17 protein-coding genes are annotated in these 14,582 nt (G+C 62.5%); 13 read left to right on the forward strand and 4 right to left on the reverse strand.

The genetic code is table 11. From position 1 onward, the window contains the following. Window positions 1–53 precede the first annotated feature (53 nt). On the forward strand, window positions 54–443 hold the full coding sequence (locus ACK3R5_RS18015; protein WP_411969056.1) for a high-potential iron-sulfur protein: 390 nt from the start codon (window positions 54–56) through the stop codon (window positions 441–443). A 28-nt stretch (window positions 444–471) separates the two neighbouring features. On the opposite strand, the gene ACK3R5_RS18020 is transcribed toward ACK3R5_RS18015, so the two are convergent. Both ACK3R5_RS18020 and ACK3R5_RS18025 read right to left on the reverse strand, forming a co-directional pair. Beyond that, on the reverse strand, window positions 472–930 hold the full coding sequence (locus ACK3R5_RS18020; RefSeq protein WP_411966306.1) for a hypothetical protein: 459 nt from the start codon (window positions 928–930) through the stop codon (window positions 472–474). 38 nt (window positions 931–968) lie between these two features. Beyond that, window positions 969–1,544: a hypothetical protein gene (locus ACK3R5_RS18025; protein ID WP_411969057.1), complete on the reverse strand. Its 576-nt coding sequence runs from the start codon at window positions 1,542–1,544 to the stop codon at window positions 969–971. Window positions 1,545–1,651: 107 nt separating this feature from the next. Here ACK3R5_RS18025 and ACK3R5_RS18030 point away from each other — a divergent pair, with 107 nt between their 5' ends. The 8 genes from ACK3R5_RS18030 (at window position 1,652) to ACK3R5_RS18065 (ending at window position 9,563) form a co-directional block, all read left to right on the forward strand. Continuing rightward, window positions 1,652–2,269: a hypothetical protein gene (locus ACK3R5_RS18030; RefSeq protein WP_411969058.1), complete on the forward strand. Its 618-nt coding sequence runs from the start codon at window positions 1,652–1,654 to the stop codon at window positions 2,267–2,269. After that, window positions 2,266–3,618 (forward strand): hypothetical protein, encoded by a 1,353-nt coding sequence (locus tag ACK3R5_RS18035; RefSeq protein WP_411969059.1) that lies wholly within the window; start codon window positions 2,266–2,268, stop codon window positions 3,616–3,618. The genes ACK3R5_RS18030 and ACK3R5_RS18035 overlap by 4 nt, the downstream gene beginning before the upstream one ends. Before the next feature lie 176 nt (window positions 3,619–3,794). Then, on the forward strand, window positions 3,795–4,712 hold the full coding sequence (locus ACK3R5_RS18040) for a DMT family transporter (protein WP_411966310.1): 918 nt from the start codon (window positions 3,795–3,797) through the stop codon (window positions 4,710–4,712). A 144-nt stretch (window positions 4,713–4,856) separates the two neighbouring features. Further along, window positions 4,857–5,873: a metal ABC transporter substrate-binding protein gene (locus tag ACK3R5_RS18045; protein WP_411969060.1), complete on the forward strand. Its 1,017-nt coding sequence runs from the start codon at window positions 4,857–4,859 to the stop codon at window positions 5,871–5,873. Further along, a complete protein-coding gene (locus tag ACK3R5_RS18050; RefSeq protein ID WP_411969061.1) occupies window positions 5,870–6,667 on the forward strand; it encodes a metal ABC transporter ATP-binding protein in 798 nt (265 codons plus the stop codon). The genes ACK3R5_RS18045 and ACK3R5_RS18050 overlap by 4 nt, the downstream gene beginning before the upstream one ends. Continuing rightward, window positions 6,664–7,629: a metal ABC transporter permease gene (locus ACK3R5_RS18055; protein ID WP_411969062.1), complete on the forward strand. Its 966-nt coding sequence runs from the start codon at window positions 6,664–6,666 to the stop codon at window positions 7,627–7,629. Before ACK3R5_RS18050 ends, ACK3R5_RS18055 begins: the two co-directional genes overlap by 4 nt. A 140-nt stretch (window positions 7,630–7,769) precedes the next feature. Next, on the forward strand, window positions 7,770–8,207 hold the full coding sequence (locus tag ACK3R5_RS18060) for a chemotaxis protein CheW (protein ID WP_411969063.1): 438 nt from the start codon (window positions 7,770–7,772) through the stop codon (window positions 8,205–8,207). A 45-nt stretch (window positions 8,208–8,252) separates the two neighbouring features. Next, a complete protein-coding gene (locus ACK3R5_RS18065) occupies window positions 8,253–9,563 on the forward strand; it encodes an MFS transporter (protein ID WP_411969064.1) in 1,311 nt (436 codons plus the stop codon). Between the two features lie 6 nt (window positions 9,564–9,569). On the opposite strand, the gene ACK3R5_RS18070 is transcribed toward ACK3R5_RS18065, so the two are convergent. Beyond that, window positions 9,570–10,157, reverse strand: coding sequence for a hypothetical protein (locus ACK3R5_RS18070; RefSeq protein ID WP_411969065.1), 588 nt, complete (start codon window positions 10,155–10,157; stop codon window positions 9,570–9,572). 276 nt (window positions 10,158–10,433) lie between these two features. Here ACK3R5_RS18070 and ACK3R5_RS18075 point away from each other — a divergent pair, with 276 nt between their 5' ends. From ACK3R5_RS18075 to ACK3R5_RS18090, 4 genes are all read left to right on the forward strand, one after another. Continuing rightward, on the forward strand, window positions 10,434–11,072 hold the full coding sequence (locus ACK3R5_RS18075; protein WP_411966317.1) for an NADPH-dependent F420 reductase: 639 nt from the start codon (window positions 10,434–10,436) through the stop codon (window positions 11,070–11,072). Window positions 11,073–11,243: 171 nt separating this feature from the next. After that, window positions 11,244–11,558, forward strand: coding sequence for a HalOD1 output domain-containing protein (locus tag ACK3R5_RS18080; RefSeq protein ID WP_411966318.1), 315 nt, complete (start codon window positions 11,244–11,246; stop codon window positions 11,556–11,558). 135 nt (window positions 11,559–11,693) lie between these two features. Then, window positions 11,694–13,019: a phosphoglucosamine mutase gene (glmM, locus tag ACK3R5_RS18085; protein ID WP_411966319.1), complete on the forward strand. Its 1,326-nt coding sequence runs from the start codon at window positions 11,694–11,696 to the stop codon at window positions 13,017–13,019. A 130-nt stretch (window positions 13,020–13,149) separates the two neighbouring features. Continuing rightward, on the forward strand, window positions 13,150–13,755 hold the full coding sequence (locus ACK3R5_RS18090; protein WP_411969066.1) for a nitrous oxide reductase accessory protein NosL: 606 nt from the start codon (window positions 13,150–13,152) through the stop codon (window positions 13,753–13,755). Between the two features lie 108 nt (window positions 13,756–13,863). On the opposite strand, the gene ACK3R5_RS18095 is transcribed toward ACK3R5_RS18090, so the two are convergent. Continuing rightward, a complete protein-coding gene (locus tag ACK3R5_RS18095; protein ID WP_411966321.1) occupies window positions 13,864–14,286 on the reverse strand; it encodes a hypothetical protein in 423 nt (140 codons plus the stop codon). Window positions 14,287–14,582: the final 296 nt, after the last annotated feature.

Raw genomic sequence — 14,582 nt, forward strand, 5'->3', positions numbered from 1 at the left:
ACACCCCAAGAAACGCCACGCTTCATTTACCTGTTCACTCCCGAGTGGCGGACATGGCAGAGGACAAACAGACCCGACGGCGGTTCATCTGGCTCTCCGGAACGGCGACGATGGCCGGACTCGCCGGTTGTTCCGGTGGCGGCGGTGGTGGCGAGGCTGAGACGACCACTGCAGACGGTGGCGGCGGTGGTGGCGACACCGGTGGCGTCCCGCAGGAGTACGCCACGGCGACGTCCATCGGTGGCGTCGAGCGGAACCCCGAACAGCTCTCGACGCAGGACGCAGTCTCGTATCAGGAGGAACCGAACGAGGGTCAGCAGTGTTCGAACTGCCGGTATTACATCGAGGATAAGAACGGCGACGGGGTAGGGGCGTGTGCTATCGTCGAAGGCGAAATCGCCCCCGAAGCGTACTGCGTCTCGTACGTCGAATACGAGGGGTGACTGTCCCCGAGCGAACGAGACACACGAGTTACGAGTCTTCGCCGGGCGGGTCGATGGCGCTCTGGATACGACACCGAATCATCTCTTCTTCGCCGTCGCGTTCGACTGGGATGACCCACTGTTCACCGCATCCGAGGACAGTCACTAACTCACCGTCCTGTCTGTGTTTCACCGAGACGAACACTTCGCCACGCTCTTTGTCGTAATCGACGAGTTCGACGAGGACGTCTTCCCCTGCGATGAGGAGGTTCTTCGCTCCCTCTAACTCCGTGACGTACGACTCCGTGTTCCCTTCGGGGTCGGTGACGAACAGTTCGACGACGGGGACGCTCTCGCCATCCGGGTAACTCGTCTCGACTTCCAGCGCGCCGTCTTCCAGTCGAATCTCGTGGATATCGACCAGTGAGGCGGCGACGCCGAGTGCGTCTGCAACCTGTTGCCGGAGGTCACCCAGCGGGATTCGAACCGACTTCCGCGTCGTTCCCATGGCCACCACTAGGACCGGGGGGTGTATGAGAGTGTATGCTATCCGGATGCGTCGTCCATCGCCGTGGCGAGGCGGGAGTCGGCCGGAATTGCGTCGGCGAACGCCGGCGAATCGAAGGGTACCTCACCGTTGACCGAGGCAAAGCCGAGTTCACCGTCTCCCGCCCGGTCCAAGTTCGTCAGGAACGCGACTTTCCGCGATGCGGAGACGTCTTCGACGACTGCTTCGGGGTCCACAGACTCGTAGAGTGCGTGGTGTTCGTGGACGTGTTCGACACACCGCTTCGTCGGAGCGAACAACAGAAAGACGTGGACGCCCGGCCCGTCGCGGGCGAGTTTGGGTCGGATGTCGTGTTCGTCGTCTTTGTAGAAGTACCGCTCCATCCGGCGATACTGGCGGAGAATCTCGTTGGCACCCGTGGCGTGACGGATGGCCGCGTCGGCTTTCAGTTCGATGAGGTAGTCGACCGGTTCGGGCGTCCGAACGCGGACGTAGATGTCGGCGACGCCGCGGTTCCCGTAGTGGTCGTACGGTTCTTCGAGGTGAATTTCGACGTCGTCGAACGCGGCCCGGAAATGTTCGACGACACGGGTCGCCAACTCGTCTTCGCGCATTCGTCTGTCGAATGGTGGATGTGGTGGGGGAAATGTCCCGCGGTTCGGTCGTTCGGTCCGCCGACCACAAGGAACATAGTGGCCTGAAAAAGTCGTTCAAACGACATATGCCCCTCCAGACTCGAAGACGGGTCCTCCGTGGCGCAGGCGTGGCCCTCCTCGCCGCTCTCGCAGGGTGTACTGGGAGCGAGTCCAGTTCCCAACCTTCTCCAACGCCCCACGGCCCTCGACCAGAGAACCTCGTCACCGACTACGACTACTTCGAACTACGGTCCCCGTCTGGGCGTCCGGTCTTCCGCGACGCCGACAGCGACGCCAGTGACTCCACGCTCGACGCGTTGCTCGTCACGAACGCGGACGAACGGACCGACATCGACGTCGTCACGACACCAGACGGCATCGACGATGCCAGACGATTTATCGACGAAACGTCCTTCGAATCGCAGTCGCTGGCCATCGTCCAGCACCGAGTCGACGCCTGCCGGACCGTCAAACTCAACTACCTCACGGCACCGCCAGACCGATTCGTCGACATCGACTTCTGTTACGTGCTCCGCGACGCCTCAGTCGAGTGTTCCGTCGACGACCGACACGTCGTGGCCTCGCTGATTCGACTTCCGTTCTCGGAGTCCGACCGACCCGACAGCGGGTGGAGTCGCGGAGGTGGGCGAAGCTGTCGACTCCCGCCGTCACTCAGAAACGAGTCCGTGGAGGAAGACGCATGACCACGCGGCGGACGCGACGGAACTTCCTCGCGGCCCTCGGAAGCACCGGGGTTGCCACGCTCGCAGGATGTACGGGCGCGCTCGACGGCGGGACCGACAGACCTGAACTCGACGTCGCAGCGTTACGGGAAGTGGAGCAACTGGGCTCGCAGGCGATTCCGGCACAGACACCGGCGCCCATCGCGCAGACGTTCCTCGACCACAACGAGTCTCGTGCGCGCGAACTACTCGATTCGGTCCCCGAGTCGATGAGTCGCTCGGAGGTTCCGAATCAGGCCGTCAGACGGATTTACGCCGAGGCGTACGAAGATGCCACTCGCAGGCTCGAAACGGCACGTTCGGAGCGAACTCTGTTCGAGCAGGTTCGCTCGCTTCGGTACGCTCGGGGGAGCGCGGCGATGGCCAAAGGGACGTACGACGCGGCAGTCGGCGAACTCAGTGAGGGTGACGTCCGGTCTGAAGTCGAGACGGTTCAGTCTGCGGTGGCGTCGTTCAGGTCGGAATACCGCTACCTTGGTGACGCTCCCGGACCGGCACTGGTCGTTCACGCCGACGTCGAAGAGTTCGTCGACGCGGCGACGCGCTACCTCGGCAGAACCACGGAGACGGGGCGGTACGCCGAAAGCGCGCCGCGAGTGGGGGAAATGCTCGACGGACTCGAATCCGCGCGAGCGTCGTTGGAGGCCGCCCGCCACCTCTCCGGACGCTACCGGGACTCACTCTCAGACCTGCAGGATTTCGGTGACGTGTTCCAGGAGTCCGCGTCGTGGTTGGTCGGCGTGGTCGAAGACCGTAGAGACGACTATCCCGACGACTACGGACCGGACAGCCCACTCATCGACCAATTCGACCGGAACCTCGACGATACCCCTGCGGAGCAACTGCTCGCAGAGGCGTTGGCCCACGTGCACTTCCGCACGGACGGTATCCGAGAGGAACTCCGTGCCGGCCGAATCGCGAGCGCACTCCTCGAAGTGCACGCCGCCGAACGGAACCGGCGGGCGTTGGAGTCCGCGATAGACGCGGTTCGGAAGGGTGCGTTCGGCGCGCCACAGTCTGCGAGTGCGGTCCGCGAGACCAAACTCGCGGCACTGGAGGCAGTCGAATCTGCCCGCTCGTCGCCGGTCTATCCACCCGTCACGAGACGGGCCCTCGCCAACGTCTCACACCGCCTCGGGCAGGGTGACAGCTACCTCGAACGGTCACTCGAATACGACACCTATCGCTCTGCCCGAAACGCCATGGGACAGTACGCGTACGTCCAGTTCGTGGCCCGGGAGACACCCGAGACGAGCGCGTGGCTTCTCGGGGTGGTCAACGCCACACGCGACGAGTCCGACGAGTCGTAATCGGAGTACTACGACTCGCTGGTATCGACAAGCAGTTTCGTCCAAACAAAACGACTATTATCGAGTGTGGGATAACAAGACGCTCACGTGCTGGACACGACGCTAACGAAACCAGAACTCGTTGGACCGCTATCGGCGGACGAACAGCCCACACCCGTCCGACCGAGAGGACCGCTGTGAACAGTCGGGTCGCCGCCGGTCTGTTTGCCCTCCTCGGGGTGCTCTGGGGGAGTTCGTTCGTCGCCATCGAAGTCGGTCTGGCGTACTTTCCACCGCTTCACTTCGCCGCGTACCGCTACTACCTCGCGGGCCTCATCGTCCTCGGATACGCCGCCGTCTCGACGTCCTACTGGCGGCCACAGAGTTTGACGGACTGGAAACTCGTCGCCGTCGCCGGCGGACTGATGATTGGTGGCCACCACGCCTTCCTCTATATCGGCCAGGAGTACGTCCCCGGTGCTGTCGCCGCGATCGTCATCAGTCTCGGGCCGATTCTCACGGCACTCCTCGCCACGGGGCTTCTCGGCGACAGAATCTCGCCGCTTGGAGCGATTGGGTTCGTCCTCGGATTCGTCGGTGTCGGGTTCGTCGCCCAACCCGACCCGAACGCCCTCTTTTCGAGTGACGTGGTCGGTGTCGGTATCGTCTTCGTCGCCGCGACGGTGTTCGCCCTCGGTGCCGTCTTGACTCGGCCGTTCTCCTCGGATATCCCACCACGAACCCTCCAAGCGTGGGCGATGCTCGTCGGCGCTGGATTGCTCCACCTGAGTGGCCTCGTCACCAACGAGTCTGTGGCGAGCATCGAGTGGACGGCCACCGCCATCGGGTCGCTTGTCTACCTCGCCGTCGTCACCGGCGCAGCAGCGTTCCTCATCTACTTCGAACTCCTCTCGCGGTTCGGGCCGACAGAAATCAACCTCATCGGCTACCTCCAACCCGTCTCGGCGACACTCTTGAGCTGGGCGTTCCTCGGACAACTCATCGACCCACTGACCTCGCTCGGATTCGTCTTCATCTTTCTCGGGTTCGCGCTCATCAAACGTCGCGCGCTCGCACGGTTGGTCGCGTCTGTTCGGAGTCGCCCCACCGGGTAACACCGCTCCGCTAGGCGTCTATTCCCCCGATGGAACGACGGACGAGTACTGTCTCACCGACTCGACGCCACTGTCCGACGATAAATAATAAAACATGAACTCGATATACTAGCACTTATTATCCAAAGTCTCTTTTCTATTAACATGCGATTACAGACACGACGCGCGTTTCTCGCGGCCGTCTCTGGTGCTGCTGGGGTCACGCTCGCCGGGTGTCTCGGCGGTGAGAGTCCCGGACAAGGGGCCGACTCCGGTCAGAGAGTCGCGACTGCGTCGTTTTTCGTCTTCGGCGACGTCGCCGCCCACGTCGCTGGTGACGACGCGACGGCCGAGACGCTCGTCCCAGTCGGCCAACACGGTCACGGTTGGGAACCGGGTCCGGACGTACAGGGGCGCATTCTCGAATCGGACCTCTTCGTACATGGGATGCCCTCGTTTCAACCGTGGGCCGACGACGTGTTGACCTCGCTCGCTGCCGACGACGCGGACGTGGTTTCCGTCGACGTCTCCGCCGACATCGACCTTCACGAGGCGACCGACGACGGACACGCCCACGACGACGAGGACGGGGACCACACCGACGACGACGAAGCAGACGCGAACGCGAGCGAGCGAGGCCCGGGGTTGGTCGACCCGCACTTCTGGATGGACCCGCGCAACGTCGTCACGGCGACGGAGACGCTCCGAGACGCCTTTCAGGCGGTCGACGAGGCGAACGCCGACGCCTACGCGGCGAACGCGGATGCGTATCGAGACTCCCTGCTTGCCCTCGATTCGACGATAGCGACGACGCTCGAATCCCGCGAACGAGACGTGATTCTCGTGGCCGGTCACGACGCGTTTGGATATCTCGCCGACCGATACGATATCGACGTCGTCGCACTCACTGGTCTCGCTCCGGACGACGCACCCTCGCCCCGAGATATCGAACGCGCACAGGCGACCATCGAGGAACACGGCATTCGACACGTCCTCGCGGACCCCCTCGAATCCGACCGTGCCGCAACGCAACTCGTCGCAGAGACGGACGCAGAGGCAGTCCTCCCGCTGACGTCTATCCCCGGTTTGACGAGCGAGTGGCGCGAGGCGGAGTGGGGGTACATCGACATCGTGCGAGAGACGAACCTTCCGTCGCTCCGGACCGCACTCGATGCACGATGACGCTCGCCGTTTCACTCCGCGACGTGGCCTTCTCGTACGGTGACGTGCCCGTCGTCGACGACGTCTCGTTCGACGTCGAGGCGGGTGACTTCCTCGGACTCGTCGGCCCCAACGGGTCCGGAAAGAGTACCCTCCTGACGCTGATGCTCGGTCTCCAACGGCCCGACATGGGGTCGGTTCGTCTCTTCGGTGAGGCGGCACACGAGTTCACCGCGGGCGAACGCGTCGCGTACGTCGCACAGGACGCGACCAAGACTGCCAGAGATATGCCGATTACCGTCCGGGAAGTCGTCCGAATGGGCCGCTATCCGCGGAATCTCTTCGGGCGATTCTCCCCTGCCGACCACGCGGCGGTGGACGATGCACTCGAAAACGTCGCGATTACCGACATCGCAGACCGGCGCGTCGGGTCGCTCTCCGGCGGCCAACGCCAACGTGTCTTCGTCGCCCGAGCGCTCGCCGCGGAGGCGGAGTTACTCGCACTCGACGAACCGACTGTCGCCCTCGACGCGGAGTCGCGCGAATCGTTCTACGACTTGCTCGCCGACCTGAACGCCGACGGGATGACCATCGTCCTCGTCGAACACGACATCGGCGTCGTCACCGCCCGGGCGTCCCGAATCGCCTGTCTGAACAGGCGGCTCTACTTCCACGGGGCCCCCGACGCGTTCGTCGAGAGCGACGCGCTCTCGGCGGCCTACGGCGCGAACCAGCGAATCCTCCACCACGAACACGGCGAAGCAGACGAATCGACCCCCACCGATTCGGAACCTGACCGGGAGGACTCCCGATGAGTCTCCTCGTCTCTCCGCTCGGTTCGCCCGCCCTCGACGTGGTGTCTCACCTCCTCGTCGCCTCCGTCTTCTCGGCCCCGTTCGACTGGTTCTTGAACGTCGTCGTCGGTGGCGCGTTCTCGTGGCTCGCCGACGCGACTGGGCTCCAGTTTCTGGCGTTTCCGTACATGCAACGGGCCTATCTCTCCGTTCTGGCCATCGGCATCGTCGGTCCGCTCGTCGGGTCGTTCTTGGTGTACCGTGACCTCTCGATGGTCGGCGATACGCTCGCGCACACGGCCTTCGCCGGCGTCGCCGTCGCGCTCTTTCTCGAAGCGACGCTGGCGATTGCGGTCCCACCACTGGTCGGGGCGCTCGTCGTCGCGACGATTGCGGCACTACTCGTTCAGGTCATCGTCGAGTACACCGGCGCGCGGAGCGATGCGGCACTGGCGATGGTACTGACCGGTGGGTTCGCATTCGGGAGCGTCCTCATCTCGCTGACGGATGGCGGCATCTCCGTCGGCATCAACCAGTATCTCTTCGGGTCGCTCGCCACCGTCTCCCGGGCCGACGTTGGGCTTCTCGTCTCGATGACGCTCGTCGTCGCAGTGGCAGTCGCCGCCGCCTACCGACCGCTCCTGTTCGTGACGTTCGACGAGACGGCGGCCCGAGCGTCGCGGGTTCACGTCCGCGCAGTCAACACCCTCCTGTCGATTCTCACGGCGTTCGTCGTCGTCAGCGCCATGCGAATCATGGGCGTGATTCTCGTGGCCGCACTCCTCGTCGTCCCCGTCGTGACGACGGCAGGCGTCGGCCGAAGCTTCAAGCAGTCGTTGCTGTACGGTGTCATCGCCGGCGAGGTGGCCGGTATCGTCGGGGTTACGCTCGCGTATCAGTACGGGCTCGCTGCCGGTGGGTCCATCGTCCTCGTCGCAATCGCTGGGTTCGTCGCCGTCCAGTTGGTCCACCGATTCAGATAGGCGTCGACGGGGAGGCGGGGACGACGTCCAGTGCGACGTTCTCCGAAATGATACTCGGGTATCAGGGTTTATACCCACCGTACCGCTCGGTTCTCTATGGACACTGACGACGACGAAATCGACGACTACGGGGGCGCGTGATGGCAGTCGGCGACCCTGCGGCGACGACGCTCGACGGATCGACGCAGGTCCTGGAGTTCGGCGTCGGCGACGAACGCTACTGCGTGGTCCTCGACTCGGTGACCGAGATAATCCATCGACAGGCCTCTCGGTCACTCCCCGACGCGCCGTCGCACGTCGTCGGCGTCATGGATTACCGTGGGACGACGACGACGCTCGTCGACACGGCCCGACTGCTGAACGTCGGGTCGTCGTCCGACGCCCAACGCGTCGTCGTCTTCGATACGGGCGACGAGGAAGACGACGTCTACGGATGGCTCGTCGACGAGGTGTACAGAGTCACGGACGTCGACCCAGCGAACGTCGACGACTCACCGTTCGGCGACGAACGCACGCGGGGTATCGTCAGAACCGACGATGGCCTCGTCGTCTGGGTGGACCCACCGACGGAATCCTGACCGGGTCGCCTAGTTTCTTGTCCGCGCAGTCGAATCGAACGAGCGATGGACGTCCGCCGGGACGCTGTAGACGCCCTCGATTCCTTTCGGCAGTTCGTCGGCCTGGAACGCGACGTGTTCGTCCTCTCGGTTGCGATGTTTGCGTTCAGCCTCTCGTTTCAGATGACCGGTCGGTACGTCCCCGAGTATCTCCGCGTCCTCGGGACGGGGGCAACCGTCGTCGGGTTGTACGGGAGTGTCGGAAATTTCATCGGCGCGCTCTATCCGTACCCCGGTGGCGCGCTATCCGACCGACTCGGGTCGCGACTCTCGTTGACGCTCTTCGGCACCGTCTCGTCTGCAGGGTTCCTCGTGTGGTTCGTCGCGCCGTCGGTGCCGCCAGTGACGCTCGGCGGCGTCTCGCTCGAACCGTGGGTGTGGATATTCGTCGGCCTCTTTCTCACACAGGCGTGGAAGTCGTTCGGCCTCGGGGCCACGTTCGCCATCGTCAAACAGAGCGTCCCGCCGGGTCGACTGGCGATGGGATTCGCCAGCACCGAGATATTCCGCCGCGTCGGCTTCCTGTTCGGACCACTCATCGCCACCGCACTGCTCGCGGCGACGTCGTCGTTCGTCGTCGGATTTCGGTACGTTCTCGTCGTCGCCGCGGTGTTCGGTATCGTCGCGACGGTGGCCCAACACGTGCTCTACGACGCCAGTGATGACTCTCTCGGCAAGTCGTTCGAGGGTCTCTCGCAACTCCACGCGGACCTGCGTTCACTCCCCGAGACGCTCCGCCCGTTGCTCGTCGCCGACACGCTCGTTCGGTTCGCCAACGGGATGGTCTACGTCTTCTTCGTCATCGTCGTCACCGACTTTCTCGCCGTCGGGTTCTCCGGGTTCGGCCTCTCGCTCCGCCCCGACGCCTTCTTCGGCATCCTCCTCGGTGTCGAGATGGTCGTCGCGATACTGACGAAGCTCCCCGTCTCGAAACTCGCCGAGCGCACGGGCCTCAAACCGGTCGTCGCGGTGGGGTTCACCGTCTACGCCGTCTTCCCCGCACTCCTCATCGTCGCCCCGAGTAATCAGTGGGTGCTCGTCGGCCTCTTTGCGTTCTCTGGACTCCGATTCGCCGGGTTGCCGGCACACAAAGCGCTCATCGTCGGTCCAGCAGAACAGAACGCTGGCGGGCGCGTCACCGGGGCGTACTACCTCGTCCGAAATACGCTCGTCATCCCGAGTGCCGCACTCGGTGGGTGGCTCTACGCCAACGACCCGACGATAGCGTTCGGCCTCGCGTCGCTCGTCGGACTCGTCGGTGTCGGGTATTTCGCGGTTCGTGGAAAAGAGTTCGAAGCCTACGCGGGTGGCGCGTAACCCGTCTCAGCTTGGCGACAGAAGCGAAATCTCGAAGTGGTGCATCGCGTCGATATCGCCGTCGAACACGAGGTGGATGAGGGCCTTTTCGCCACCGGGGATGTTGTTGCTCACGTCGGAGTCGTCGCTGAGTAGTTTGCCGGCATCGTCGTACATCTTCCCTTCGACGGTGAGACGACCAATCGCGGAGTTCGTCTTCACCGAGAGTCCGACCCTGTACGAACTGTTTTCCTCGTCGACGTCGGCGTAGTTCTGCCACGCAGTCGCGAACTCGAGGTCAGAAGTTACGACGACGCCGGGGACCTGCCCTTTGGTCAGGAGCGTCCCGACGACTTCGGGGTCACCTTCCTCACGCGTGAAGTCGATACGGTCTTCGGGGGCCGTCTCGTCGGCCGATTCGGGCGTCGATTCCGGCGTCTCGTCGGCTGGTTCGGGCGTCGGTTCCGGCGTCGTCGTCGACTTCGGAGTGTTCTCGTTCCCACTGTTTTGCTGTGAGCCCCCGGCGGGCGTCGTGGTGTCACTGGTTCCACCGAGGCATCCGGTGACAGCGACGATGCCCACACCGGCCCCTCCAAGAAATTGCCGTCTGTACATAGGAACACTACGTCGACATATATATTAATTTATGATTGTCCTGATAATCAGAACGTATCGCTATCGAGAACGTCTGAAACGGTTATACGGACTATAACTGGCGGCGTATGGAATCTGATACGTTCGACAGGTTCGTTCCAGTCGTCTCCAGACGGGTGCCTGCGGCGTACTGGCCACAGTTCGTCGTCGTCAGGAGCTATCGGGCAACACGAGACGCGTTGCGCACCGGGTGCAAATCGTCACAAGATTCAACTTGTCAAACAATAATATTTGTTCATGAACGTTGGGATACTCGGCGGCGGACGACTCGGTGGGACGCTGGCCCAGTTGTTCGTCGAGACGGGCCACGAGGTGGCTATCGCGGATTCGAGTGGTCCAGAGTCACTCGCGGACCTCTCCGACGTACTCGGGTCGCAACTCCACGCCGTCGCGCCGGAGCGAGCGGTGGAGTTCGGTGACGTCGTGTTCCTCGCCATTCCGTTCCGAAAGCGTGAGACGCTCCCCTCAGCAGAGACGTTTGCCGGGAAAGTCGTCGTCGACGCGACGAATCCGTACACGGAGAACTACCACGTCATGGACCTCGGTGACCGAACGTCGTCGGAGATGATTGCGGCGCAACTTTCGGATGCGCGCGTCGTCAAAGCGTTCAACACCATCTACTGGGAGACGCTCCGGGACTTCGGTCACCCGGAATTTCCGGAGTCAGAGCGCCTCGCTATCTTCGTCGCGGGTGACGACCCAGAGGCGAAAGCCATCGTCGCAGACCTGATTCGGGACATCGGATTCGGTCCGGTGGACACCGGTCCCCTCGCGACTGGTGGGGCGTTGCTGGAACCCGGTGCGGCGTTGTACAACCGGGAGATATCGACGGCAGAGGCGCGCGAGAAGACACAGGAACTCTTCGCGCGCCGGTGAACCAGTGGGACCACTGTAATTGTAATGAACTTTGATACTGTATCGTTCGTCCAACACTCCCGGGACACGTAGGTGATACATATCTGCATCGACGACTTTCACGAATCACTACTGTTCACAAATAGCACGGATTTAAGTTCGATGAAATTAGAACGTGGAACGTCAAGCACCATGATGGCACAGACTATCCAATGGAAGGAGTCCCGGGTTTCCTTCGAAGAGGAGACTGGCGTTTATCGAATCGACCGTGACTGTTCCGAACCGCTCAGTACGAACGTCGTGATGAGTATTGCAGCAATCGAGGACATCCGTCCGACGCAACTCCCACCACTTGCAGGGACTATCGACCCCGATGCCCTCAACACGCTCTTCGAACGTTCTGACGATACAATCCTCTCTTTTTCCTATGCTGGTTACCGAGTCACCCTGGACGCACTGGGTTCGATAGAGATAATGCCCATAGACGAGGCACGACCCGTCCATTAATCGCCGGTTCGACTGCCGTAACGACCCACTTATCCGGTCCCCGTTTTCCTCCCCGTGGGAGTAGTTTCTCCCTGAAGTTGTTGGTCCGACAGTAGGTGACGTATACCAAAACGTTCTGTCGGCGTCACTTTCGGTATGTTCGGAACGAGTGGAATCCGTGGTCCGGTCGGCCGAACCGTGACCGCAGAACTTGCGCTTCGAATCGGCCGGGCCGTCGGTTGTGACGCTCGGACCGTCGTCGTCGGCCAAGACGCACGCCTCAGCGGCGACGTCCTCGCAGATGCAGTGAGCGCCGGCCTTCGCGAGTGTGGGGCCGACGTCATCCGTCTCGGTGTCGTCTCGACGCCCACCGTCGCCCGCGCTGTCGGGTGGACCGGTGCGGACGCTGGCATCGGTATCACCGCCTCGCACAATCCGGCGGAAGACAACGGTTTGAAGCTCTGGACGCCGAGTGGGCGCGCGTTCGACAAAGAACAGACACGAGACATCGTCCACCGTCTCAACCGAAACGACATCACCCCCGCCGCGTGGGACGAACACGGGACCGAACGAACGTGGCACGACGGCCCTGCGCGGCACGTCGACCACCTCGTCTCGTCGTTCGACGCCTTCGACGACGTCTCTCTCGTCTTCGACCTGGGTAACGGAACGGGGCGGGTCTCTGTGGACGCCCTCTACGAACTCGGTGCGACGGTGAACACCATCGACGGGCAGACAGACGGCCGGTTCCCCGCCCGCAAGAGTGAACCGAACGCGACGACGCTGTCTGCGCTCAGACGGACTGTCCCCGCACTCGGTGCGGATATCGGACTCGCCCACGACGGAGACGCCGATAGATTGGTCGCCGTCGACGAACACGGCGAGTACGTCCCCGGTGACTACCTCCTCGCGCTGTTCGCTCGCGATGCAGTCTCTCCGGGACAGGCCGTCGCCGTCCCGATTGACACGAGTCTTCTCGTCCAGGATACCGTCGAAGACGCCGGTGGGTTCGTGACGTACACGCCCGTCGGCGACGTCCACGTCGCCGAAGCAGTCGAACAACCGGGGTACGTCTTCGGTGGCGAACCCTCGGGCGCGTGGATTTGGCCCGACGAGACGCTCGCACCAGACGGCCACTACGCGGCCCTGAAGCTGACAGCACTCGTCGAACGCGACGGCCCACTGTCGGAACAGGTTCGCTCGCTCGATGGCGACGCGTACACCACCCGTCGGGCCAGTCTCTCGTTCGAGAACAAACACAAGGCGATGGACCGAATCGCTCGCGACATCCACGCCCAGTACGACAACGTCGGAACCGTCGACGGCATCCGCGTCGATACCGACGATGGGTGGTTCCTCGTCCGTGCCAGCGGGACGGAACCGCTCGTTCGAATCACGGCCGAAGCACGTGACCCGATGGACGCAGACCGCCTCTTCGAAGAGGTTCGGGCGCTCGTCGAAGGCGCTCGCGTCGCCGCCTGATAGTTCGAACCACGCGTTCTCCCCTCCGCACACGTCTGTGCCCTCGACATCTCACGTCGTCGTGGCAGGCAGGTTGCACAGATTCTGATGGTTTTTATACGGTGACGGCTCAGTCCGAAGTGACGGACCGATGGATGGCGAACGCGGAGATACGACGCGACACACTCGCTCGCTCACTCGACGGACGGCAGTAAAGACCGTCGTCGGTGGTCTCACTGCGGCAGTAGCCGGATGTATGGACGGTGGCACGGAGTCGAAACCCGACCCGATTGACCTCTCGGGCGGGAAAGAAGACGACCAGGGCGGGATGATAATCGGCAACCACGCCGGCCCGAACGGCCAGATATTCTACCGAGACGAGTCTCCCGCCGGTCACGACAACCCGGCGTGGTTCCACACGTTGAGTATGGGACTGTTCCCGTACTACTTCGACAAACGACGGCAGGGTTGGGAAGCCGTCGCCATCTACGTGACTGACTACTCCAGCGTCGACTACGAACTCCACGAAGAGTCCGGGAAGACGTACGTCTCGACGTACACGGCGGCCGATACGTTCGGTGACGCGTACGAGATGACCTACGTCGTCGAGAGCGACGTCGATGGCGGGATGGGCCCGGACCTGCTCCCGTTTTCGGAGCGAGCAGGCGCCGACTCCTTCGTCGCCGAGTACGGTGGTTCGACCGTCGAGTTCGACGACGTGACGAGTGAGTGGCTAGCCGGGTACCTCCGGTCCTGACTCCCCACTGACCGTGTCGTGGTTCGTTCCTCGTTCGGTGACTACTGGCCAGACCTGCGTCTGGTCGAGTAAAAATGTGGAGGGACTACGGTCGTCCGAGTACCGAACTCAGAAGGAGCCGGTCGGAATACGGACGCCGTCGACGTAAACCGACACCGAGTCGGTCGACTGGAAGTTCGTGATGTCTCCGGCGAATCGGTAACTCCGCGAATCGCCACTGACGGTTCCTTCGGCCGCGGGTCCGACTGACCCCGTCGTGCTCAGCGCGCCGCTCGCGTTGAGAGGCGTAATCGCACCGTCGACGGTCACTTCGAAGGACGAGAGTGACCCGGTGCCCGCTACGACGAGCGTGTGTTCGTCGCTAGAGGGTGCGTGTTCGTCGGACTGTTCAGTTGCCGAGCCGACCCCTGAGACTCCTGCGAGTGTACCCGCAGCAGTGACTGAACCGACGAGGGCGAGGTAGCCTCGGCGGCCAACAGCATTCTTGTCGTCGTTCTTGGGGCCCTGCTCGGTGGACCGTTCGCTTACCATGTTTCTGGAGTTGTGGATTAGGGCCATAAATGTTGCGATAATTACATTAGTAAGAATACATGAATATCTAAATCCAATACTATAGGCTCCTCAACATTCGACATTTCTAATAAATCGGTAATGGGGTTGTTTGGGTGTAAATCGACGTACAGCGGCGTATTATACTCGTATTAATCACTTACTTATGAGCACATTAAACGGCATTTTTCGAGGGTGCAAAACACCATAAGAAATCTGGTATATTTCCGGCCATTCTAATATCTTGAATTGTGATATGTTCCGCAGCGGCAGTTCGG

The organism is Haloferax sp. YSSS75 (genome assembly GCF_046764215.1).
Taxonomy (GTDB): Archaea; Halobacteriota; Halobacteria; order Halobacteriales; family Haloferacaceae; genus Haloferax.